This is a genomic window from Sphingomonas sp. ID0503, assembly GCF_048565625.1.
GTDB lineage: Bacteria > Pseudomonadota > Alphaproteobacteria > Sphingomonadales > Sphingomonadaceae > JBLZUR01.
This window is the reverse complement of the sequence record NZ_JBLZUR010000002.1, coordinates 2781137-2804039: the sequence shown is the minus strand read 5'-3', so window position 1 is coordinate 2804039 and position 22903 is coordinate 2781137. Positions and strand designations below refer to the sequence as shown.

Genomic DNA, 22903 nt, shown 5'->3' with positions numbered 1-22903 from the left:
CGCCGATCCGCGGGGAGCCGGTTCCGGTTTGCCCGCGTCCTGCATCTAAGCGATTCTTTCGGAGGCGATTTCCCTCATGGTGAAGCCTGAATGGGGCACCAAGCGCACCTGCCCGAAATGCGGCGAGCGTTTCTACGATCTGGGCAAGGAGGACCCGGTCACCTGCATCGAATGCGGTTCGATCTGGGAGCCGGATCCCATCCTGAAGTCGAAGCAGCCGCTTCCCTTCGATGCGCCGAAGAAGGCCGAGAAGGAGAAGGACGACGATAGCGACCTGGCCGAGGATCTCGACGTCGACGAGGACGCCGAGGAGAGCCCGGACGACGAGGTCGATCTCGGCGGCGATGACGACTTGGGCGTCGTTACGGGCGACGACGAGGACGAACACTGATTTCGGAATAGCGCAATCGGGCGGAAGCCCGCTTGCGCCGCGACGCGCCCTGACCTAAAGGGCGCGTCCACAGACGGTGCCGCCACCCAGGGCGGCCCGAAAAGGCGTGGGGCCGTAGCTCAGCTGGGAGAGCGTCGCAATGGCATTGCGAAGGTCAGGGGTTCGATCCCCCTCGGCTCCACCAGCCGTTTTAAGTCGTTGATCGGCTTAGAAGATACTGAAAAACCAAGGCTTTTTACGAGCAGCTGTTACATCTGTAGCAGGAGCGAAAGCCATGTGTACCTACCTCGCAAAGCGCGGCGCAACCTACTACTTCCGGCGTGCGATCTCGGCTGAGTTGCGGCCTGCCTTCAACGGCGCTGCGGAGTTCATGCGGTCGCTCAAGACGAAGGACCGGGAGACCGCCAAGGCGCTGCTGCCGGGACACACCATTGAAACAAATCAGCTCCTCCGCGATGCCCGCGCGAGACTGGCTCATGCAGCGCCAGAGAGGGCCGCTCAGCGTGTTGACCCCGTGCGGGCAGCTGCGGAGCGGGCTGAGTTCGAGGCGATGCTGGAGGGGCGGGAAAGGGGCGCATCTTCCCTGCCCTGCGGCCTGGCGCCTATGAAAAGCTAACCGCGAAGTAAGGCGAGTGGTTCAGTAAGTATCGCCGCGACGTTTGCGGCGTCACGGACAGGCTCTTGGTGTTCCACTCCTTCCGCCACACGTTCAAGGACTACGCCCCCCATGCCGGCATTGTGGAGGGCGTGCAGCGGCAATCATGGGGCGCAGCGGCGAGGACGTGGCCGACAGCTATGGCAGTGGCTACAGCCTTCACCAACTCGTTGAGGGAATGCGGCTGTTCAAAGTGCCGGGACTGACCCTTCCAGAACCAGCGGCATGACTGGGCGGCCTCTGTTAGAGACCGCCCAGCGTTTCTGCATTCGGCTCGGGTTCGATCTTAAGCGCCTCTGGCTGTGAACCGGTCTCGGCGAGCGGTGTATCTGTTTTCCGATTGCCGTCCTTGTTAAGAACTCAGTTGGCGGTGTGTCTCATCCGGCAGCTTGCAGATAGTTAGTGTTTGGTCGGATCGACCAACTCGTATCCCATGCCGGGCTTCGGCGTAGGGGGCAGAGGCTCGCCCCGCGTGACGGTGCGCTCCTCGCCCGTGCGTCCCCCGCGAGGACCGACGATCTCGTACTGTCCCGAACGGGGAGCAGACTGACCGGGCTTGAATGGCTTGCTCATACAATCACCTCCTTTCAAGCGGACCACTAGCTGTAGTGTGTACGGCACCGCTTGACAGCAAGATGTAGCATCAGAACCGTCCCGCCAAGGCAAAACGTCGAAGGGTGCCCATAATTGCTGCGGTGTGACTAGAGCGGTTTTCGATCAGTCTGCATCGTATCCGCAGTTGGCGAAGAAGTTGGCGCACTCGGCAGGCGAGTAGAGGTCGAGGATGCGACCGATGGCGTTCCAGAGGCCATGGACGGTGCGCTCGGCGGCTTTGCGGAGGTGAGCCTTGAGCTTGGAGAAAGCCTGCTCGATCGGGTTGAAGTCAGGGCTGTAGGGCGGGAGATAGAGGAGGCTGGCACCGGCGGCCTCGATCATCTCGCGCACGGCCGGCGCCTTGTGGCTCGACAGGTTGTCCATGACCACGACGTCGCCGGGGTTGAGTTCGGGGACGAGCACCTGCTCGACATAGGCGTGGAATGCGTCACGGTTGATCGGCCCGTCGAGCACCATCGGCGCCACCATGCCGGTGCGGCGGAGCCCCGCGACAAAGGTGGTGGTCTTCCAATGGCCGTGCGGCACGCCAGCGCGGAGCCGCTCGCCGCGTCTGCATCGACCATGGCGACGCGCCATGTTGGTTGACGCCCAAGTCTCATCGATGAACACCAGCCGCTCGGGATCGAGATCGAGCTGACCCTCGAACCAGGCCCGGCGCCGCTCTACAATGTCGGCCCGGTCCTGCTCGCTCGCATGGGCCGTCTTTTTTTGCGCGTGATCCGGTGGCGGGCGAAGAACCGCCACAGCGTCGCGACGCTGGTGCTCACCCCGTGCCCGGCCAGCATCGTGCGCAACTCGTCCAGCGTGATGTCGGGCTGCTTCTCGATGGCGGCGTGGATGAGCCCCGCATGGTCCTCAATCTTGGCCGAGCGACGATCGCCGCCCTGCGGCTTGGCGGCCGGCGTGCCGTGCTGAAGCGAGAGCTGTCGCCAGCGGATCGCGCTCGCAGCGCTCACACCGAACGGCTCGGCCGCAGCTCGGCACGACAGTCCACCCTCAACAGCGGCAACCACACGCTCCCGCAGATCACGTGACAGGGCTCGACCCATCCCCGCCGGCCTCCTTCGCCAGCAGGAAGGCTGAATCAGAAAACCCGCTCGGTGTGAATCCTCAGCGATTCAGGTCGTCCGAAAACCGCTCTAACGTGCCACATCTTGACCGTTCAGCTTGCGGCTACAACCTCATACTCGTCCACCCATTCCGGCCGAATACGGATGAGCTTGTTGCCGAGATTGAAATACCGGAGACGCCCCCCTTCGATCTCCTCGTAGACGAACGTGTCGCTTACGCCCCACCGCTCCGCCAAGCTGGAGACGGTGTAGGCCGGGGGAGGTAGATCGCGTTCCATGAGGGCGTCTCCGGTAGGTGCTACTTGCCGATGCCGGCGAGGAGCGGTTGCACGTAGGGCAGGTTGCCGAACGGCATGAGGGACTTAAGCTTGTGCGGGTTGCCGTTCGCAGCCTTGTAGGCGTCGTCCACCGCGCCCAGCGCGGGGACTAGCCCGGTGACGCTGCCACCGCCTTGGCCGCGCACGCCATAGCTCTCGCCGATGTCAGGCCGATCCAGCCGCCGGCAACGGTTCCCACGTCGTACACGTCGCCGGCAAGCCGGCGCCCGACACGTAGCCAGCGGTGGCGCGTGCCATCCCCGCCAAGGTGACGTTGCGGGACAGGTATTCCTCCCGCTTCGCCGGCTGAGCGTCAGGCTCTTCAGCCCGCCTGGGCGGCGTGGCGTATTCGAGCGCGATCGTCCCGCCCCATGAATTGCCAACGATATGCAGGCGGCGAAGATCGAGCGCGGCGCGGATCGCGTCCACCTCCGACACGAAGCGCTTGGCCGTCCAGTCGGCCGGATCGCTGGGGTGGTCGGACCGCCCGCAATCAAGCTGATCGTAGACGATGACGGCACGTTCGTCGGCCAGCGGCAGGCAGGCGGTGAGGTAGCCGTGGTTCGACCCCGGCCCGCCGTGGATCAGGACGACCGGCGCGCGGGGCGCCGTGAGATCGCCGTTCACCCGGACGTAGATCCGACCGCCGCGCACCGGCACGCGGAGTTCCTGATCGGGCGCGGGCGGTGTCCAGTCCGGTGCGCGCGCGATCGCGGAGGTGGCGGGTAGTGCCGTCAGCAGGCCGGCAAGCGCCTGTCGTCTCGATAGCTGCATGGTGTTCCCCTGCGGCAGGCTGGCACCGGGGAGGGGGAGGCGGCAAGCGTTGCCCTCGCGTCCGGAACAGCTCCACGGCCGCTCGGGCTGAGCCTGTCGAAGCCCCAGCGAGACGGGTGCGCTGGCCCTTCGACAGGCTCAGGGCGAACGGGGTGGGGGAGTTTTGCCGCCAGTATCCTGGCATCCTCCCCCGCCAGGGGGAGGTGGCGCCGAAGGCGTCGGAGGGGGAGGACGGCGTCGATCCAATCGAGAGGGCTCCTTGACCTCCCCCTCCGTCAGGCTGCGCCTGCCACCTCCCCCTGGCGGGGGAGGATAGCGTCGCTCACAGCCCCCGGATAAACGCCCGGATCTCGTCCGCGATATCCGCCCGTTCCAGAGCCAGCGCGATGTTCGCCTGGATGAAGCCGGCCTTGTCGCCGCAATCGTGACGCACGCCATCGAAGGTCTGGGCGTGGAAGGGCTGCTTGTCGATCAGCTCGGCCAGCGCGTCGGTCAGCTGGATCTCGCCACCCGCGCCTGTCTTGCCCGCGTCCAGGATCGCGAAGACCTCGGGTTGGATGATGTAGCGGCCGACCGCCGCCAACCGCGACGGCGCGGTGCCAGCCTTCGGCTTTTCCACGAAGCCCTTCACCTCGGTGACGAAGCCCTCGGCCGCGCCGGGCGCGACGATGCCGTAGCGATGGCAATGCTCCTCCGGCACCTCCAGCACGGAGATGACGTTGCCGCCCTTCGCCTCATAGGTCTCGGCCATCTGCTTCAGGCAGGGATTGGCGGGATTCCAGAGCAACTCGTCGGGCAGCAGCACCGCAAACGGCTCGTCGCCGACCAGGTGGCGTGCGACCCAGACGGCGTGGCCTAGGCCCGCCATCTCCTGCTGGCGAACGAAGGCGGCGGCGCCGGCGGGCAGCTTGGTCGCCTTCACCGCGTCGAGCAGCGCGGTCTTGGACTTTTCCGCAAGGTCAGCCTCGATCTCGAACGCCTTGTCGAGATAGTCCTCGATCGCGCCCTTGCCGCGCCCGGTGACGAAGATGAACTCCTCAATCCCCGCCGCGCGTGCCTCGTCGATGGCGTACTGGATCAGCGGCTGATCGACGACGGGCAGCAACTCCTTCGGCACCGCCTTGGTGGCGGGCAGGAAGCGGGTGCCGAAACCGGCGACCGGAAAGACGGCCTTGCGAAGCTTCTTCATGAATCCCCCATTTCATTGTCAGTCCAGCGACGCTGGTCCGAGGCGGCACCGGCCCGCTCCCCCACCCGGCCTCCCGTAGCATAAGCTGGTTGGGAGGCCGGGTGGGGGAGCGGGCCGGTGCCGTATCCGCGTGAGCGGATCAAAGGCGAAGCCAGTCTGGCACGCTATCGAGCGCGATCAAGGCCTCGATTGGTTGCCTTTGGCGAACAACCGCATAATCCGCACCGTTAACCAGCACTTCAGCAGTCAACGCGCGCGAGTTGTACGTGCTCGCCATCGTCGCGCCATAGGCACCGGCGGTCATGAACATCGCGAGATCGCCTTCCTCCAGCACATCAAGCTCCCGCTGCGTGGCGAAGGTGTCCCCCAATTCGCAGACCGGCCCCACGACATTGGCGGTCATTTTTGACCCGCGTGGGACAACCGCGCGGATGTCGTGCCAAGCGTCGTAGAGGCTGGGGCGCAACAGGTCGTTCATCGCCGCGTCCACGATCACGAACCGCTCCGCCGCGCCCGTCTTCACCCGCACCACGCGGGTGAGGAGGATGCCGGCATTGGCGACAATCAGCCGCCCGGGCTCGAAGATCAGCCGCACGTTCCAGCCGGCGGTCGCCTCGGCCACCATAGCGCCGTATTCGGCGGGGGTGGGCGGATGCGGGACGGTGGGGTCGTACGGCACGCCCAGGCCGCCGCCGAGATCGGCGGTGCGGATGACGTGGCCGTCGGTGCGTAGCTGCACGATCAGCTGCCCCACCTTGGCGAAGGCGTCGGCCAGCGGGCCAAGGTCGGTCAGCTGGCTGCCGATATGCACAGCCACGCCGACCGGCTCGATCCCCGGCAGGCGCGATGCGGTGAAATAGCTCGCCCGCGCGCGGTCGATCGGGATGCCGAACTTGTTCTCCGCCTTGCCGGTGGAGATCTTGGCGTGGGTCATCGCGTCCACGTCCGGGTTCACGCGGAACGCGATGCGAGCGGTTACCCCCAGGCTCTGCGCCACGGCGGAGAGGGTCTCGACCTCCGGCTCGGACTCGACGTTGAACTGGAGGATGCCGGCCTTGAGCGCGCGCGCCATCTCGTCGGCGGTCTTGCCGACGCCGGAGAAGACGATGCGGTCGGCGGGCACGCCGGCGTGGAGCGCGCGGAGCAACTCGCCTTCGGACACGACATCCGCGCCGAGGCCGAGCTGGGCAAGGGTGGCGAGGACGGCGGCATTGGGATTGGCCTTGACCGCGAAGGCGACGAGCGTCGGCTGCCCGGCGGACTCGACCTTGTCCAGCGCCTCCCGGAACACGCGCACATGCCGCTCGATGGTCGCGGTCGAATAGACATAAGCGGGGGTGCCCACCGCCTCGGCGATCAGCGTCAGCGGCACGTCCTCGGCATGGGTCACGCCGTCCTTGAGGGTGAAATGGTCCATCGGGTCTCGTCTGGGAAGGTGCTTAGGAAAGATCCTCCCCTGGAAGGGGAGGGGGACCAGCGAAGCTGGTGGAGGGGTAGGTGCCGCGAATACCACGGCCTGTTACTGCGGCACCTACCCCTCCACCGCCTGCGGCGGTCCCCCTCCCCCTCCGGGGGAGGATGAACTGCTAACTCACCCCGGCGGGGGCAGGTCGAAGGGATCGTCGCGGCGTTCGCTATTGGTGTTGGGGTCGTCGATGCGGTTCGGGCGCGCCTGGCTGTTGAAGCGCATCAGCTGATCGGGCTGGGCCGGCTGGGAAAGGCCCCGCGCCGCGACGGGCAGGGTCTTGCCCGCTGCCGGCTCCAGCCCCTGCCGCTTGCCGCAGGCGGCGAGCGCCAGTGCGGCGAACAGGATGATCGACACACGCTTCATGCCAGCGACTCCTTGGCTTCGGCAATGCGCTTCGCCACCTCCGACGGGGCGGTCCCGCCATGGCTCTTGCGCGCCGCGACAGAGGCGTCGACCGACAGGGGCGCATAGACCCGATCATCGATCCGCGCGTCGATCGCCTTCAGCACCGCGATCGGCAGCTGGTCGAGCGCGACGCCGTCGCTCTCCGCCCGCTTCACCGCCGCACCGGTGATGTGATGCGCCTCGCGGAACGGGATGTCGGCCACCCGCACCAGCCAGTCGGCAAGGTCGGTCGCGGTCGAATAGCCCGCCTCCGCCGCGCGGCGCATCCGCTCCGGCTGGAACGCGGTCGTCTCCACCATCCCCGTCATCGCCGCGATCGAAAGGGCCAGCAGGTCGTGCGCCTCGAATACCGGCGGCTTGTCGTCCTGCATGTCCTTTGAATAGGCGAGCGGCAGGCCCTTCATGGTGATGGTCAGCGCCGTCATGCACCCGGCAATCCGCCCGGCATGGCCGCGCACCAGCTCCGCCGCGTCGGGGTTGCGCTTCTGCGGCATGATCGAGCTGCCGGTCGAATAGGCGTCGGGCAGCTTGACGAAGCCGTAAGGCTGGCTCGCCCAGATCACGAACTCTTCGGCCAGCCGCGACAGGTGGATCGCGCATTGCGTGGCGGCCATCAGGTAATCGAGCGCGAAATCCCGGTCACTGACGCTATCCAGCGAATTGTCGGTGGGCTTGGCGAAGCCGAGCGCCTCCGCCGTCGCCTGCCGGTCGATCGGGAACCCCGTGCCCGCCAGAGCCGCCGCGCCCAAGGGGCACTCGTTCAGCCGCGCCCGCGCATCGGCGAAGCGGCTGCGGTCGCGCCGGATCATTTCGTAATACGCCATCAGATGGTGGCCGAGGGTCACCGGCTGCGCCACCTGCAGATGTGTGAAGCCGGGCATGACGGAGGCGACATGCTCCTCCGCCCGCGCCACCAGCGCGCGCTGGAACGCAAGCAGCCCGGCATCCACCGCGTCGATCGCATCGCGCACCCACAGGCGGAAGTCGGTCGCGACCTGATCGTTGCGCGAGCGCGCGGTGTGCAGCCGCCCCGCCGCCGTGCCGATCCGCTCGGCCAGCCGGCTCTCGGTCGCCATGTGGATGTCTTCGAGCGCGAGGTCGCCCGGCAGGTCGCCCCCCTCATATTCCGCCGCGATCGCATCGAGCCCGCCCGTGATCGCGCCCGCATCCGCCTGGGTAACGATGCCCTGCTTGGCCAGCATCGCGACATGCGCCTTCGATCCGGCGATGTCCTGCCGCCAAAGCCGTTTGTCGAACGGCAGCGAGGCGTTTATCTCGCGCATGATCGCGGCCGGCCCTTCGGCGAAGCGCCCGCCCCACATCGAATTGGAGCCTGTCTTGCGGCCTGTATTCGCTTCCGCCATCGCCCCCGTCTTCGCTCTCGCGCTCGCCTTCGGTATCGCCGGCTGCGATAGGAACAACGCGCCCCAGCCGCAACCCAAAGCCGAGGCCTCCGCCGGCCCCGCCGCCAAGGTCGATCGCACCCACAAGGGCGAGGAGGCACCTGCCGTCCCCTTCACCGGCCCGGACGGCGGTCCCGCGACCCTCGCCAGCTTTCGCGGCAAGCCGCTGATCGTGAACCTCTGGGCTACCTGGTGCGCACCCTGCGTGGTGGAGATGCCGCAGCTCGACGCCATCGCGGCGGGCGCCGGCGGGCGGTTCGAGCTGATCGCCGTCAGCCAGGACATGGCCGGCAAGAAGGAGGTCGATCCGTTCTTCGCCGAACACAAGTTCAAGGCGCTCAGGCCCTATCTCGACAAGCAGAACGTGCTGATGGAGGCGCTGAAGGCGGAGACCCTGCCGGTGACGATCATGTACGACGCCAAGGGCAAGGAGATCTGGCGCGTGGTTGGCAAGTTCGACTGGGCCGGCGCGGAAGCCAAGGCTCTGGTAGAGGAGGGGGCGTAAACCTCTTTTGTCTGGTCATCCCAGCCCATCTTTTGTCGTCATCCCAGCGAAGGCTGAGATCGCCGAGACGGGAGGCGCTTCGTTCAACGCGATGCCAGCCTTCGCTGGCATGACGTGAATGTATTCGTGGGATCAAACCCGCGCGCAGATGGTGAAGATCGCGCCCAGAATGGCGAAGAACGGATTACGCGACATGGTGCCCCCTTGTCCTGGCGTCAGTGATGTCACGGAATGCTTGCCGGACCGTGAACTCCGTGTGACAGATCGGCGTAACAAGCCCGGTCAGCCCGGCGCATAGCCCGCGCCGACGGCGGCGATCAGCACGATCAGCACAAGGGTGATGCACCCAATACGGGCGCGCAGGGGTGAGCTGCTGTCCATCGCGGAACGATAACTTGCCGGTTCGGGATTATCGCCCCGTAACAGGGCCGCCTGCCCCGCGCCGCCAACCGCTCGTCCCGTTGGTCAGCCGTCGCGCCAATCGAAGGCGAGCGGCGCCTCGCGAAAGGCGAAGCGGTCGAGATGGCTGGCGATGGCTCCCTTCAGTGCCTCCCGCTGCCCCCCGGCACTCGCTTCAACGAGGATATCGAGATGGTCGGCATGCGCGGCGAAGGTCGCCACCGCATCGCCCGGCCACTCGGCCCCGCGCGCGTCCTTGGGGAAGCGGACGGTGCCGGTCTCGGGTGTGAAACTCACCTCCAGATTATGGCTCCAGTGCTTGCAGAGCTGCTGGAGATGGCGGCTGGCATTGGCGGTCGGCACGGCGACCGTGGTGGTGAACCCGCTCACAGCCGCTCGATGCGCTGCGCCGCATCGTCGATGATCGCGGCGACGTCGTGCAGCGTGTCCTTTGTGACATCGCCGGCGTTCAGGCGGTGCATCAGCACTGACTTGAGATTGCCCATGGCGCGGCGGATCACCGCGCCGTCGGTCCGCTCCCGCACCGCTGCGATCTCGCCCAGCCGCGCGATCAGGGCGTCGACTTCGGCCCGGCGCTCGTCGAGATGCGCGGTGCCCTCCGGCGTGATCGCGAAGGCGCGGCGCGATCCTTCGGCCTCGGTCTCGGCGATATGGCCCATGTCCTCCAAAAGGGTGAGCGTCGGGTAGATGACGCCGGGGCTGGGGGCATAGGCGCCGCCGCTCAGTTCCTCGATGGCGCGGATCACGTCATAGCCGTGGCGCGGCGTGTCGCCGATCAGCTTGAGTACGACCAGCTTCAGCTGGCCGCCGTCGAAGACACGCCGGCGGCGCCCGCCGCGCTCCTCGTCGCCGCCGAAACGCCGGCCAAAGCCGCCGCCGAAGTCGCGTGGACCGAAATGCTGGCCGCGCTCGCCATGGCCATGACGGCCGTGACCTCGATGATGGTGATGGTGGTGAGGGGAAAACATGCTCGAATCGCTCCTATGTCTAAACATGTCAGAGATATATCTTGTAATGCTCGAACTTCAATGCTTCCAAAGTTGGAAAATTTGCGGGAGGAGGGCGGAGGGGAACGAGGATGATCGGGGAAGACGTGCCCAGCGAGACGGTCGCATCAGTGGCAGAATCGATCAGAACGCCTCTTGGCGATCGTTTTCTTGCCGACACGTATGGGGAAAGTCGTTACCTTTGCCCGCGCTCGGCTCCGATGCATCCCGCCGCCCCGCGCTTATATCCGAATCAGCATGACCGACCTTTTCGCCTCACCGGACAGTGATTCGGCTCCGGTCGGCCCGCTCGCCGACCGCCTCCGCCCCCGTGCTCTCGATGAGGTCGTCGGGCAGGGCCACCTCACCGGGCCGGAGGGCGCGATCGGCCGGATGGTCGCCGCCGGGCGGCTCTCCTCGATGATCCTCTGGGGTCCGCCCGGCACCGGCAAGACCACCATCGCCCGCCTGCTCGCCGACGCGGTCGGCCTGCGCTTCGCCGCCATCTCGGCCGTCTTCTCGGGTGTCGCCGACCTCAAGAAGGTCTTCGCCGAGGCGCGCGAACACGCCCGCATGGGCCAGCGCACCCTCCTGTTCGTGGACGAGATCCACCGCTTCAACCGCGCGCAGCAGGACGGTTTCCTGCCCTTTGTCGAGGACGGCACCGTCACCCTGGTCGGCGCCACGACCGAGAACCCGAGCTTCGAACTCAACGCCGCGCTGCTCAGCCGCGCGCAGGTCCTCATCCTCAACCGCCTCGACAGCGCCGCGCTCGGCCAGCTGCTCGACCGGGCCGAGGTGGAGGAGGCACGCCCGCTCCCCTTGACGTCAGAGGCGCGCGAGGCGTTGATCGCCAGCGCCGATGGCGACGGGCGCTTCCTCCTCAACCAGGCGGAGACCCTGTTCTCGGTGGGGCTGGAGGAGCCGCTCGACCCGGCCGGCCTCGCCGCTTTCCTGCAGCAGCGGGTCGCGGTCTACGACAAGGATCGGGAGGGACACTACAACCTCATCTCCGCGCTGCATAAGTCGCTGCGCGGATCGGACCCGCAGGCCGCCCTCTACTACATGGCGCGGATGCTGACCGCCGGGGAGGAGCCGCTCTACGTCCTCCGCCGCCTGACCCGCTTCGCGTCCGAGGATATCGGCCTCGCCGACCCGCAGGCGCTGGTCCAGTGCCTCGCAGCCAAGGACGCCTATGAATTCCTGGGCTCGCCCGAGGGGGAACTGGCGATCGTCCAAGCCTGCCTCTACCTCGCCACCGCGCCCAAATCGAACGCCGCCTATGTCGCGCAGAAAGCGGCCTTCCGCTCGGCAAAGGAAACCGGATCGCTGATGCCGCCCAAGTCGATCCTGAACGCGCCCACCCGGCTGATGAAGGACATCGGCTACGGCAAGGGCTATGCCTACGACCACGACCGCGACGACGCCTTTTCTGGCGAGGATTACTGGCCGGAGGAGATGGCCGCCCAGACCTACTACGCGCCCAGCCCGCGCGGCTTCGAGGCGAAGCTCGCCGAGCGGATCGCTTTTTGGGACCGCCTCCGCGCGGAGCGGCGCGGGGAGGGCGAATGAGCCTCACTTGGAAAACGATCGAGACCTTCGCCGCCGCCCTCCCCGGTGCGGAGCGGGCGACCTATTATGGCGGGCCGGCAGTCAAGGCGAACGCACACGCCATCGTCACGCCCGGCCGGGAAGACGGTTCCTTCTGCCTCCACATCGACCGTGAGACGGTCGATCTGCTCAAGGAGACCGATCCCGCGACCTTCTGGCAATCGCCCCATTACGAAGGCTGGCCCGCCGTCCTCGTCCGCTACGACAGCCCGGATCCAGAGCGGGTGTTCGCAACTGTCGAACGCGCCCACGCGCAGGCAATGGCAAGGAAGCGCAAGCGTTGACGCTGGACCTCCGCGCCTCCCTGACGCATGGAGGCGGCACCCTGGCCGGGTTAGCTCAGCTGGTAGAGCAACCGCCTTGTAAGCGGTAGGTCGTCGGTTCGAGTCCGACACCCGGCACCACCCTCATCCCGGCCCCTCATGCGCGTAGACCTGTTCGATTTCGACCTGCCGAGCGACCTGATCGCGTTGAGGCCCGCCGTTCCACGCGATGCGGCGCGGATGCTGGTGGCCGATGGCGGCGGCTTTTCCGACCGGATCGTCCGCGACCTTCCGACGCTGCTGCGTGCCGGGGACTGCCTGGTCTTCAACGATACCCGCGTCATCCCCGCTCAGCTGGAGGGGACGCGCGGCAATGCCCGGATCGGCGCGACACTGCACAAGCGGGAAGGGCTGCGCTCCTGGCGCGCCTTCGTCCGCAACGCCAAGAGGGTGCGGATCGGCGACGTCATCGACTTCGGCGCGGGCGTCTCGGCCGAGGCGCGGGAACGTGGCGAGGATGGCTCGGTCCTCCTGTCGTTCGCGGGCGACGAGCCGGTCGAGGTCCTGCTGGAACGCGCCGGCCGCATGCCGCTGCCCCCCTATATCGCCGGCAAGCGCCCGACGGACGACCGCGACCTCGAAGACTATCAGACCATGTTCGCGCGGGAGAAGGGAGCGGTCGCGGCACCCACGGCCGCGTTGCACTTCACGCCAGGGTTGATGGCGGCGCTGGCGGATGCGGGCGTCGCCACCGAGACGGTAACCCTCCATGTCGGTGCGGGCACCTTCCTGCCGGTCAAGGCGGAGGACACCGCCGACCACCGCATGCACGCCGAATGGGGCCGGATCGACGCCGCGACCGCCGACCGCCTCAACGCGGTGCGCGCGGGCGGCGGCCGCCTGATCGCCGTCGGCACCACCAGCCTCCGCCTCCTAGAAAGCGCGACAGGCGAGGACGGCATCATCCGCCCGTTCGAAGGCGACACCGCCATCTTCATCACCCCCGGCTACCGCTTCCGCGCGATCGATGGGCTGATGACCAACTTCCACCTGCCGAAATCGACCCTCTTCATGCTGGTCTCGGCGCTGATGGGGCTGGCGCGGATGCAGGCGGTCTATGCCCATGCCGTGGAGAACGGCTATCGGTTCTACTCCTACGGAGACAGCTCGCTGCTGCTCCCGTGATGCCTGAACATGCGGGCGGGGATTCCGAAACGCCCGTACCCCGCGCGTGGCCGAGGAGATCCTGACCCGCGGTGTCGCAGCACAGGATCATCGCGCCGCAGCGTGATTGCGGCCGCTGCCGCGGCATGTTCAACGCTTAACATGGGTTGTCGATGTTCTGGCCGCTTCTGCAGCGCGGGATGCTGCGGTGTTGCAAGGTTCCTTTTTCGGGCGCGACCGGCTAGGAAGGATTCGCATTTTTACCTGCAGGCGGGCCGAGGGGGAGGGAATCCTTCGTACCGCTATCCAAGCGTAGAGGGATCGAATGAGCAGCAACGCAGCAGAGGTGATCGCGTACCCGGAGATTGGCGCCGCGCCGACACGGCATCAGGGCCTAATCGACTGGGTCGGCGGCATTGCTGCGCTGACCAAGCCCGACGCCATCTACTGGTGCGACGGCTCGGAGGAGGAATATGCCCAGCTGACCGCCAAGCTGGTCGAATGCGGCACGCTGACCCCGCTCAATCCGGAACTGCGACCCAACTCCTTCTACGCCCGCTCCGATCCGCGCGATGTCGCCCGGGTCGAGAGCCGCACCTTCATCTGCTCCGACGCGGAGGAGGACGCTGGTCCCACCAACAACTGGTACGACCCGATCGAGATGCGGGAGAAGCTGGGCGGCCTGTTCGACGGCTGCATGAAGGGGCGCACGATGTATGTCGTGCCCTTCTGTATGGGTCCGCTCGGGTCCGAGATCAGCGCGATCGGCGTGGAGATCACCGACAGCGCCTATGTCGCCATCTCGATGCGGGTGATGACCCGCATGGGCAAGGGTGCGCTTGACCAACTGGGCGACGACGGCTTCTTCGTCCGTTGCGTCCACACGGTCGGCATGCCGCTGAACGAGGGCGTCGCCGACGTGCCGTGGCCGTGCAACGAGGAGAAGTGGATCGTCCACTATCCGGAGACGCGCGAGATCTGGTCCTACGGCTCCGGCTATGGCGGCAATGCGCTGCTCGGCAAAAAGTGCTTCGCGCTCCGCATCGCCAGCGTCATGGCCCGCGACGAGGGGTGGCTGGCCGAGCACATGCTGATCCTGAAGCTGACCAGCCCGCAGAACGAGGTCCACTACATCGCCGCCGCTTTCCCCAGCGCCTGCGGCAAGACCAACATGGCGATGCTGGAGCCGACGATCCCAGGCTGGAAGGCGGAGACGATCGGCGACGATATCTGCTGGATGCGGTTCGGCAAGGACGGCCGCCTTTACGCGGTCAATCCCGAGGCCGGATTCTTCGGCGTGGCGCCGGGCACCGGCCAGGCGACCAACAAGAACGCGATCGACACGCTGTTCGCCAACGCCGTCTACACCAACGTGGCGACAACGCCGGATGGCGACGTCTGGTGGGAAGGTCTGACCGACACGCCGCCCGCGAACCTCACCGACTGGAAGGGCAACCCCTGGACGCCGGAGAGCGGCACCCCGGCCGCCCACCCGAACGCCCGCTTCACCGTTCCGGCGGCGCAGTGCCCGTCGATCAGTGAGCAGTGGGACGATCCCGCCGGCGTGCCGATCTCCGCGATTCTCTTTGGCGGACGCCGTGCGAGCGCGGTGCCGCTGGTGACGGAAGCCTTCGACTGGCAGCATGGCGTATATCTGGCGGCGAATATCGCCTCCGAGGGCACTGCCGCCGCCGAGAACAAGGTTGGCGAACTGCGCCGCGATCCTTTCGCGATGCTGCCTTTCATCGGGTACAACGTGGTCGACTATTTCGCGCACTGGCTGCGCGTCGGGGCGGCCGCATCGTCCGATCCGAAGGTCCTGCCCCGCATCTACCTGGTCAACTGGTTCCGCAAGGACGCGCGCGGCAAGTTCGTGTGGCCGGGCTTCGGTGATAACAGCCGTGTGCTCAAGTGGATCGTCGACCGGCTGGAAGGCCGCGCCGAGGCGAACGAGACGCCGATCGGACTGGTGCCCGCCGAAGGGACGCTGGACGTGAGCGGCCTCGACCTTGCTCAGGAGAAGCTGGACCTGCTGCTGGAAGTCGATCCGGTGATCTGGAAGGAAGAGGCGGAGCTTGCCGCCCGCGACCTCAAGAAGCTGGGCGAGCGCCTGCCGCCCGCGCTCTGGCGCGAGCAGGAGGCGCTGGAAGAGCGGCTGGAGAAGGCGACGGCCTGATCCTGCCGCCGCATTAAAGCTAGCGTTAAGGGCGGCGCAGTCGATCTGCGCCGCCCCTCTCTTTCGTCGGTCGAGGGCGGCTCCTATCTTCGGGAGACAGGAGTGCTCCCGATGATCCCGATTTCTCTGCTTGAACTGGTCCGTGTTCGCGAGGGGCACGGCGTCTCCCGCGCTTTGGCAGACGCGGCGACCGTCGCACGCCGTGCTGAGGCGGCCGGGTTCAACCGGATCTGGGTCGCCGAACACCACAACATGATGAGCGTGGCCAGCGCTGCCACATCGGTCGTTATCGCGCATCTTGCGGCGGCGACCAGCACGATCCGGGTAGGGGCGGGCGGTATCATGCTGCCGAACCACAGCCCCCTCGTCATCGCCGAGCAGTTCGGCACGCTGGAGGCGCTGTTCCCCGGCCGGATCGACCTCGGCCTCGGTCGCGCGCCGGGCACGGACCAGATCGCCAGCCGAGCGATGCGCGTCGATGCCATGCGGTCGCAGCAGTTTCCGCAGGAGGTGCAGGAGCTTCAGGCTCTGCTCGCACCAGCGCAGGAGGGCCAGCGGCTGATCGCCAATCCCGGAGCCGGGGTCGAGGTGCCGCTGTGGATCCTTGGCTCCAGCACCTTCGGCGCGCAGCTCGCGGCGATGCTCGGCCTTCCCTATGCCTTCGCGTCGCATTTCGCCCCAGCGGCGCTTCATGCCGCACTCCGCGCCTACCGGCAGGGGTTTCAACCCTCGTCCGCGCTCGCCAGGCCTCATGCGATGATCGGGGTCAACGTCATCGTCGCGGATAGCGATGAGGAGGCGCGTCGGCTCGCTACCACGCAGCAGATGGGCTTCACCGAGATCTTCCGCGGCACGCGCGGCTTTGCCAAGCCGCCGATCGACGACATCGAGGCCTATTGGTCGCCGGCCGAGCGGGCGCAGGTCATGCAGATGCTGAGCTGCTCGGTCGTAGGGTCACCTGCGACAGTGAAGCGGGGTTTGAGCGACCTCCTAGCGTCGACCGGCGCGGACGAACTGATGATCGTCTCGGAGACCTACGATCTTGATGCCCGGCTCCGATCGCTGGACATGATCTCCAATATCGCGCGCGATCTGGATCGAGAGATCGACGCCGCCGCCTGACGCGCGATCACCCACCTGTCATCCGCTTGCGCGGCCTTGTCGCCGCGCTAAGGGAGGGTGCGCCCTGCGCATCCGCCTGCTTCCTGCCGGCGTCGTTCGAAACTTCCCGGCGATGCCGGCAACGCTGAGGAATGGATGGCCGAACACCAGCTTTTCAGGAAACGTGTCCTCGTCACGGGCGGCGCCGGGTTCCTCGGCTCCCATCTCTGCCAGCGCCTGTTGGACGCGGGTCACGACGTCCTCTGCGTCGACAATTACTATACCGGCCGTCGATCGAACATCGAACATCTCTTCGCGAATTCCCGGTTCGAGGCGCTGCGACACGACATCACCGCGCCGCTGTTCGTCGAGGTGGACGAGATCTTCAATCTCGCCTGTCCGGCATCACCCGTCCACTACCAGTTCGATCCGGTGCAGACGCTGAAGACCTGCGTCCACGGGTCGATCAACATGCTGGGCCTCGCCAAGCGCATCAAGGGCAAGATCTTCCAGGCCTCGACCAGCGAGGTCTATGGCGACCCCCTCGTCCATCCGCAGCTCGAAAGCTATTGGGGGCACGTCAATCCGCTCGGGCCGCGGTCCTGCTATGATGAGGGCAAGCGCGCCGCCGAGACCTTGTTCATGGACTATCATCGGCAGCACGGCGTCGACATCCGGATCGCGCGGATCTTCAACACCTACGGCCCGCGCATGCACCCGAATGACGGCCGCGTCGTCTCCAACTTCGTGATCCAGGCGCTGCAGGGGCAGGATATCACCATCTATGGCGACGGATCGCAGACCCGGTCGTTCTGCTATGTCGACGACCTGATCGACGGCTTCCTGAAGCTGATGGAGCAGAGCGGCACGATCGGACCCTGCAACATCGGCAACCCCAATGAATTCACCATCCGGCAGCTCGCCGAGGCCGCGGTGGAGATGACCGGATCCCGATCGAAGCTGGTGTACCTGCCGCTCCCGACCGATGATCCCAAGCAGCGCCAGCCCGACATCACCCTTGCGCGCGAGGCGCTCGGCTGGGAACCGGCGGTTCAGCTACGCGAAGGGCTGGAGCGTACCATCGCCTATTTCGACCAGCTTCTCGCGGGCAAGCGGTCGATCTGATTGCATCCCGCCGGTCGCCCATTCGGCGACCGGCGGGGCATGGTCACGCCACGATCAGGAAGTCGGAGGCGTTCAGGATGGTGTTGGGCGCCACCTCCGCGAAGTGGACCGCCGCCTTCCCGCCGGCACCATCGGCGTCGTAGAAGATGTCGCCGCTCGCCTTGTCGTAGATGATGCGGTCATTGGCATCGAGCGCCTGGGTGCCCGCCACGAAGGCGGTGCTGTCCAGCTTGCCGAGGCCGACCTTGGTGAAGATGTCCTGGTGGAGGACGATGCTGTCCTGCTTCGTGACGAAGCCGAGCAGCGTGTCCACGTCGCCATTGCCGATCTTGGTGTCGAAGTGGAACGTGTCGGCACCGGCGCCGCCCTTCAGCGTGTCCGACCCAAGCCCGCCGTGGAACTCGTTCGGCGCGCTGCTGCCGTTGATGACTTCGCCCTTCGTCGTGCCCGTGTAGAGCGTGTCGAGCAGCTTCGACTTGCCGTCATAGCTCGCCTCCGCGCTCCAGCCGGCCGCGTTCTTCGTAACCACTTCGCGGCCGAGGAAGGTCCAGGCCTTGTCGAAATGCTCGGTCGAGACGCTGCCGTCCGCGCCAAGCTTGACGCGATCGGCACCGGCGAACTTCCATGCCGTGTCGTAGTGCTGGGTCTCGGCGACCGCGCCCTTCACCGTCACGTTGTCGGCACCCAGGAATTTCCACTTGGCGTCGTAGAACTGCGTCTGGGTCACGCCGTTCTTGACCACGACGTTCTCGCCACCGGTGAACTTCCAGTTCGCATCGTAGTGCTGGATCTGGTTGAACCCGTCCTTCACCACGATGTTGTCGCCGCCGGTGAACTTCCAGTCGCTGCCGTAGTGCTGCACCTGCGTGATCTTGTCGGTCATCTGAGACACCGTCTCGACCCCGATCAGCTTGCCGGCCGCGTCATAGGACTGGGTGTGGACCGCACCATTCGCCTTGGTGATGATCTTATCGAGCCCGGTCTTCACACCATCGGCATCGTAATGCGTGATGCTCTTCACGCCGGCGCTGTCCACGGTCACGCTGTCGCTGGACAGGAGAATACCCTTGTCGGAGCGGCTCTCCACGGTGAGGCCACCCTTGCCGTCGGCGCTGGTCACCTTGGTGCCGATCGCCAGCCCGTGATCGTCATAGAGCATCGTCGACCCGATGTCCGCGTCGTGCAGCGAGTGCGTCACAGTGGTGCCCGCACCCGTCACCAGCTTGTTGACGATCACGCCGTCGTCGCCCCGGCTGGACACAGAGATGTCGAGATCGTTGATCGTGAGAGACCCGGTGCCGCCGACGATCTCTGCGCCGAGTTCCACCGAGGCGAGATACTCGTCGCTGCTCATCAGGCCCATGTCGATCATCTTCGCGAAGAAGTTGTCGAGGTTGATGCTGCCCTTCGGTACGTCCTCGTCAGCGACGAAGGCGGTGTAGCTGTCCTTGTTGTAGATGCTGTAGGTGACGCCGTTGTCGGTAAAGGTGCCGACCGGCTTGCCATAGGGCGCAACCGCACCCTTGTGGACCCAGATCATCACCTCGTTGGTCACCGAGTCGCGGCCACCGTTCGGCTTGTCGGTCAGCCAGATGTCGTAGGCGACGTTGAAGCCGCCCGTGTTGCCCTTGAAGCTGACGTCATGGTCGAGGGTGATGTCAGTCAGGGTCTTTAGCTGCACCGGGAAGACGGCCGCCTTGTCGGTCGGATTGGCCTTGTTCGCGCCGAGCGGGGGGACGCCGAAGATCACCTCCGGATAGCCCTTGATCGTGGCACCCTTGTCCGTCGTCGCCGGAAAAGACCAGTTGAAGGTCGTGCCCTTCGTCATGTCCGTCGGCGAGTAGCTGCTGCTGACGGTGAAGTCGGTGCCCTGCTTCAACGCGCCCGGATTGTAGATGTTGTTCAGGACGTACCAGCCATTGAAGTTGACCGCCTTGCCCGCACCCTCAAGCGCCTTGAAGCCGGCGGCGAGCGGCGCGACCGACTGGAAGCCGAAATCCTCGGCCTTGACGCCGGCGAGATCGGTATCGTGGATGAGCAGCGTCTCGTTTTTCGATAGCGTAATCGCCACGTCGTCGCCGACCTGCTGCGCGCCCTTCATCAGATTTGCGAAGCTCGCGAACTTGTAGCCTTGCAGCTGGACGGAGTCCCAGCCGGACTGGAAGTTGTAGATGGCGTTCGAACCCTCGCCAGCCGCGACCCGGTAGATGTCGGCGCCGATCCCGCCGACCAGCACGTCGTCGCCAGCCTTGCCGTCGAGCAGCGCGCCTACATCGCCCGCCATGAGGATGTTGTTCAGCGAATTTCCGATGCCCGCGGTCGAGCCGGCCGACTTCAGGACTAGGTTCTCGATGTTGTCGTCGAGCGTGGCCGTGCCCCAGAAATAGGCATAGGCCGTGTCGATGCCTTCGCCCGCATTCTCGACGGCTTTGGCCGATGAAGACCAGAAATTGTAGCTGTCGTCACCGAGGCCGCCGGCCATGATGTCGCCATTGACGCTGTGGAACAGGTCGTTCCGGTCGGTCCCGAGGCGATATTGGTTGCCCGTGCTCGCACTCATGGTGGTGGAAGACTTCCCGGACAGGTCGAGCGTCTTGCCGCTGGCGTTGATGTACATTGGAAGCTCCGCTGAATTGCGTGGCTTCTATGCGTCGGGAGGTGTTCGCTCTTGCTTTCGCGTCACGCTTAATCGCGCGGTAATCATTGTGGCGGCGCTTTGCGGAGGGAAAGATTGCCGAATGTTGCCAAGACTGATCCTTTGAAGCATTCAATCCAGATTGAAGATATTCGCTGCGGGGGCAGGCAGATTCGGATCGACGCGGCGATTGGCAGTGTAGGTGGAATCATCGGCGGTATTCCGACGATGAGGATCAGCCGTGCCGAGCTGGCGAGCCTGATGATCGAGGATGTCGCGAAGGCGCGTGCGGGGGAGCTTGCCGCGCCTAAGGTCGTGATTGCGTCCAACGGCGCGGTAATCGCGGCCTACCACCGCGACCGGTCCTTCCGCGCGCTCGTGGACAGCACCGACATCATCGATCCCGATGGGCAGTCGCTCGTCTTCGCAACCCGCCTTTTCTGGCGCGAGCCGCTGACCGAGCGTGTCGCCACCACCGATTTCATCATCGATGCGGCGGCGGCGGCGGAGCGGGAAGGCGTCCGCTTCTACTTCCTGGGCGCAAAGCCGGGCATCGCGGCGCGTGCCGCTGAAAGGCTGCAGTCGCAGTTCCCCGCCCTCCAGATCGTCGGCGTGGAGCATGGGTATTTCGATCCCAAGGACATGGATGCCCTCTGCGCGCGGATTCGGGCGTCCGGGGCTGACGTGCTCTGGCTCGGCCTGGGGAGCCCCCTGCAGGAAGCCTTCGCTTTGGCCCACAAGGAGCAGTTGCGGGGGCTGGCGTGGATCAGAACCTGCGGCGGCATGTTCGACCATCAGGCGGGCACGATACCGCGCGCGCCGATGTGGATGCAGAAGGCCGGACTGGAGTGGCTCTTCCGCGCGCTGCATGAGCCGGGTCGCCTCGGCTGGAGGTACACCAGCACCAATCCCTCCGCCGTATATCACCTTCTCACGAAAACCCGCGATTAAGCAGCGCGGGAAAAACATCTGTCCTACAGCTGTCGTTCGAACATAAGGGGAACATCTTCCGATTCGCTTCGGCACAGGAGGATGCAATGCCCGACGACGATTTTCGAACCGACAGCCTGATCGCGCCCGCCCGCGCGCCTTACACCGTGATTCCCAGCGACAGCGTGCCGCTGCCGGAAGTGCCGAAAGGCATCTATGTCGGTGGCGGCGGTGACGTCACCTTGCGCGGTGTAGATGCCAGTGAGGACGTGACCGACAGGAACCTGCCCGACGCCAGTTACCTGCGCGTGCGGGCGTCCTGGGTGCGCGCCACCGGCACCACGGCCACCAACCTGATCGCGGAGGTCTGACATGGCCCTCATTCCTTCCGGCGGGATCGGGCTAGGGTACGGCACCCTGGTCCGCAGCGGACTTCGCCAGCGGATCGTGCCTGACAACGCTAACGGCTTCTATGTGGTGGCCCGCAACGACCGCGGGACCGCCTTTGCGCATCGCTTCACGCGCAACAGCGGCGGATCGGAGGCGACCGACACCGGCGCGCCCTGGGCGAACTGGCGCTATGTCGGGACGGCGGAAATCCCCACCTTCGATGCGGCGCCCACGCACGCCGCCCGGTTCGTCTATTCCGAGGATGTCGGCGCGCAGGATTACGCCTTCCAGAGCAGCGCCAACGGCAAGTTCATGGGATCGTATCACGGGGGAGCGGTGCTTTCGTCCGAGGCGGTGCGGATCGACGGGGTGCCGGTGGATCCGCTTATCGCCGCGACGGGGACGAGGGTGACTGTCGAGCATAGCGTTACGCTGACCAGCGGGGCCGCCAATTTGACACTGACCTGCGAGATCGCGATCGATCCAGGTGACGGTGGCCTCTCCTTCGCCATGCCCGCAACGGCTTCGGCTGCGGCGTTCGCCCCGGCGTTCTGGGGCATGGGCATCGCGAGCGGCGACACGTATGATCAGTGCGATCTGGTCCTGAGCGGTGGAACGAGCGAGTTCAGCCTGCCGGTCGGCACGGGGACGACCTATCTCGGCGCCGCGCGTCGTATCCGGTTGCGCGACAGCGTGACCGGCCGCGCGATCCGGATCGACACGAACGCGGCGACCCAGCCGGCCTTCCGGCGCGCCAGCGTCCTTCGCACGCCCGCGCGGACGAAATGGTATCTGGAGGGCCTCACCGGCATGAACGCCAGCAAGGCCAACATCGTCTGGCGCGTGCGCTTCGAGGCGGGGAGCGGGCCGGCGACCACGCCGGGGGCGAATCTGCTGACGAACGGTGGCTTCTCCGCTGACCTTTCCGGGTGGAACACGGTGATGTCCGGCGGCAGCGTGGGTTGGAACGCTGGCAAGTTGCGGGCGACGCGGGGCAGCGGATCGGACAACCGCATCACGCAAGCAGCGGCTGTCCTGCCCGGCGCTGCCTATCTGCTGTCCGGCGAGCACCAGACGTCCGCTGGAGCGGCACCGTCGCTGGCGCTGACCAACAACGCGGCCTCTTATCAGACCCCGGCCGCCGCCTATCCGCCCACGCCGTTTGCCGGGGACGGCTATACCGCGCATGTGGTGGTGCCAACCGCAGCCTCATCCTGGGTGATGCTGCTGCAATCTGTGGGCACGGCAGGCCAGACCAGCGACTTCGACAACATCAGCCTGGTCAAGCTCGCCGACGCGATCTGACGGTC

The 22903-nt window shown here is 66.1% G+C and carries 24 protein-coding genes and 2 tRNA genes; 14 read left to right on the top strand and 12 right to left on the bottom strand.

Annotated features, from left to right (window positions below; translation table 11 throughout):
- Positions 1–76 precede the first annotated feature (76 nt).
- From ACM608_RS14715 to ACM608_RS14705, 3 genes are all read left to right on the top strand, one after another.
- The gene (locus tag ACM608_RS14715) at positions 77–391 is read left to right on the top strand and encodes a TIGR02300 family protein (RefSeq protein ID WP_419684168.1); all 315 of its coding nucleotides are present in this window, start codon (positions 77–79) and stop codon (positions 389–391) included.
- A 108-nt stretch (positions 392–499) separates the two neighbouring features.
- Positions 500–575 (top strand) — tRNA-Ala (locus tag ACM608_RS14710).
- 90 nt (positions 576–665) lie between these two features.
- Positions 666–1007 carry a DUF6538 domain-containing protein gene (locus ACM608_RS14705; RefSeq protein WP_419684166.1) on the top strand — a complete coding sequence of 114 codons (342 nt, stop codon included), beginning with the start codon at positions 666–668 and terminating at the stop codon, positions 1005–1007.
- Positions 1008–1445: 438 nt separating this feature from the next.
- Here ACM608_RS14705 and ACM608_RS14700 read toward each other — a convergent pair whose 3' ends face one another.
- The 9 genes from ACM608_RS14700 to argH form a co-directional block, all read right to left on the bottom strand.
- On the bottom strand, positions 1446–1619 hold the full coding sequence (locus tag ACM608_RS14700; protein ID WP_419684165.1) for a YjzC family protein: 174 nt from the start codon (positions 1617–1619) through the stop codon (positions 1446–1448).
- 144 nt (positions 1620–1763) lie between these two features.
- Positions 1764–2710, bottom strand: a protein-coding gene (locus ACM608_RS14695; protein ID WP_419684163.1) for an IS630 family transposase whose coding sequence is annotated in 2 segments (ribosomal slippage) — positions 1764–2374 and positions 2374–2710 — 948 coding nt in all. Because the reading frame shifts where the segments join, the coding sequence is not laid out codon by codon here.
- Positions 2711–2823: 113 nt separating this feature from the next.
- Entirely contained in the window at positions 2824–3009 is a 186-nt protein-coding gene (locus ACM608_RS14690; RefSeq protein WP_419684162.1) for an excisionase family DNA-binding protein, read from the bottom strand.
- 20 nt (positions 3010–3029) lie between these two features.
- Positions 3030–3194, bottom strand: a complete 165-nt coding sequence (locus tag ACM608_RS14685; protein ID WP_419684161.1) for a hypothetical protein — start codon at positions 3192–3194, stop codon at positions 3030–3032.
- Between the two features lie 19 nt (positions 3195–3213).
- Entirely contained in the window at positions 3214–3822 is a 609-nt protein-coding gene (locus tag ACM608_RS14680) for an alpha/beta fold hydrolase (RefSeq protein WP_419684160.1), read from the bottom strand.
- 322 nt (positions 3823–4144) lie between these two features.
- Positions 4145–5011 (bottom strand): UTP--glucose-1-phosphate uridylyltransferase GalU, encoded by an 867-nt coding sequence (galU, locus tag ACM608_RS14675; RefSeq protein ID WP_419684158.1) that lies wholly within the window; start codon positions 5009–5011, stop codon positions 4145–4147.
- A gap of 139 nt (positions 5012–5150) precedes the next feature.
- Positions 5151–6428 carry a diaminopimelate decarboxylase gene (lysA, locus tag ACM608_RS14670; RefSeq protein WP_419684156.1) on the bottom strand — a complete coding sequence of 426 codons (1278 nt, stop codon included), beginning with the start codon at positions 6426–6428 and terminating at the stop codon, positions 5151–5153.
- A gap of 174 nt (positions 6429–6602) precedes the next feature.
- On the bottom strand, positions 6603–6842 hold the full coding sequence (locus ACM608_RS14665; protein WP_419684154.1) for a hypothetical protein: 240 nt from the start codon (positions 6840–6842) through the stop codon (positions 6603–6605).
- The gene (argH, locus tag ACM608_RS14660; protein WP_419685227.1) at positions 6839–8206 is read right to left on the bottom strand and encodes an argininosuccinate lyase; all 1368 of its coding nucleotides are present in this window, start codon (positions 8204–8206) and stop codon (positions 6839–6841) included. The genes ACM608_RS14665 and argH overlap by 4 nt, the downstream gene beginning before the upstream one ends.
- Before the next feature lie 16 nt (positions 8207–8222).
- Between argH and ACM608_RS14655 the strand changes: the two genes are divergently transcribed.
- Entirely contained in the window at positions 8223–8792 is a 570-nt protein-coding gene (locus ACM608_RS14655) for a TlpA family protein disulfide reductase (protein ID WP_419684152.1), read from the top strand.
- A gap of 465 nt (positions 8793–9257) precedes the next feature.
- On the opposite strand, the gene ACM608_RS14650 is transcribed toward ACM608_RS14655, so the two are convergent.
- Positions 9258–9581: a DUF2218 domain-containing protein gene (locus ACM608_RS14650; RefSeq protein ID WP_419684150.1), complete on the bottom strand. Its 324-nt coding sequence runs from the start codon at positions 9579–9581 to the stop codon at positions 9258–9260.
- Positions 9578–10180 carry a PadR family transcriptional regulator gene (locus tag ACM608_RS14645; protein WP_419684148.1) on the bottom strand — a complete coding sequence of 201 codons (603 nt, stop codon included), beginning with the start codon at positions 10178–10180 and terminating at the stop codon, positions 9578–9580. The genes ACM608_RS14650 and ACM608_RS14645 overlap by 4 nt, the downstream gene beginning before the upstream one ends.
- Positions 10181–10456: 276 nt before the next feature.
- On the opposite strand from ACM608_RS14645, the gene ACM608_RS14640 reads away from it, so the two are divergent.
- The 7 genes from ACM608_RS14640 to ACM608_RS14610 all read left to right on the top strand — a co-directional run bounded on the left by ACM608_RS14640 (position 10457) and on the right by ACM608_RS14610 (position 17638).
- Positions 10457–11770 (top strand): replication-associated recombination protein A, encoded by a 1314-nt coding sequence (locus tag ACM608_RS14640; protein WP_419684146.1) that lies wholly within the window; start codon positions 10457–10459, stop codon positions 11768–11770.
- Positions 11767–12093, top strand: a complete 327-nt coding sequence (locus tag ACM608_RS14635) for a hypothetical protein (RefSeq protein WP_419684144.1) — start codon at positions 11767–11769, stop codon at positions 12091–12093. The genes ACM608_RS14640 and ACM608_RS14635 overlap by 4 nt, the downstream gene beginning before the upstream one ends.
- 44 nt (positions 12094–12137) lie before the next feature.
- Positions 12138–12213 (top strand) — tRNA-Thr (locus tag ACM608_RS14630).
- Positions 12214–12231: 18 nt separating this feature from the next.
- Positions 12232–13257, top strand: coding sequence for a tRNA preQ1(34) S-adenosylmethionine ribosyltransferase-isomerase QueA (queA, locus tag ACM608_RS14625; protein ID WP_419684142.1), 1026 nt, complete (start codon positions 12232–12234; stop codon positions 13255–13257).
- A gap of 304 nt (positions 13258–13561) precedes the next feature.
- A complete protein-coding gene (locus ACM608_RS14620; RefSeq protein WP_419684140.1) occupies positions 13562–15412 on the top strand; it encodes a phosphoenolpyruvate carboxykinase (GTP) in 1851 nt (616 codons plus the stop codon).
- Positions 15413–15523: 111 nt separating this feature from the next.
- Positions 15524–16534, top strand: coding sequence for an LLM class flavin-dependent oxidoreductase (locus tag ACM608_RS14615; RefSeq protein WP_419684138.1), 1011 nt, complete (start codon positions 15524–15526; stop codon positions 16532–16534).
- A 135-nt stretch (positions 16535–16669) separates the two neighbouring features.
- Positions 16670–17638: a UDP-glucuronic acid decarboxylase family protein gene (locus ACM608_RS14610; protein ID WP_419684136.1), complete on the top strand. Its 969-nt coding sequence runs from the start codon at positions 16670–16672 to the stop codon at positions 17636–17638.
- Between the two features lie 43 nt (positions 17639–17681).
- Here ACM608_RS14610 and ACM608_RS14605 read toward each other — a convergent pair whose 3' ends face one another.
- Entirely contained in the window at positions 17682–20255 is a 2574-nt protein-coding gene (locus tag ACM608_RS14605; RefSeq protein WP_419684135.1) for a GH12 family glycosyl hydrolase domain-containing protein, read from the bottom strand.
- A 246-nt stretch (positions 20256–20501) separates the two neighbouring features.
- Here ACM608_RS14605 and ACM608_RS14600 point away from each other — a divergent pair, with 246 nt between their 5' ends.
- The 3 genes from ACM608_RS14600 to ACM608_RS14590 all read left to right on the top strand — a co-directional run bounded on the left by ACM608_RS14600 (position 20502) and on the right by ACM608_RS14590 (position 22898).
- Entirely contained in the window at positions 20502–21224 is a 723-nt protein-coding gene (locus ACM608_RS14600) for a WecB/TagA/CpsF family glycosyltransferase (protein WP_419684134.1), read from the top strand.
- Positions 21225–21310: 86 nt separating this feature from the next.
- Positions 21311–21574, top strand: a complete 264-nt coding sequence (locus ACM608_RS14595; RefSeq protein WP_419684133.1) for a spike base protein, RCAP_Rcc01079 family — start codon at positions 21311–21313, stop codon at positions 21572–21574.
- A 1-nt stretch (position 21575) separates the two neighbouring features.
- Complete coding sequence (locus ACM608_RS14590; protein ID WP_419684132.1) at positions 21576–22898, top strand: hypothetical protein; 1323 nt, start codon at positions 21576–21578, stop codon at positions 22896–22898.
- Positions 22899–22903: the final 5 nt, after the last annotated feature.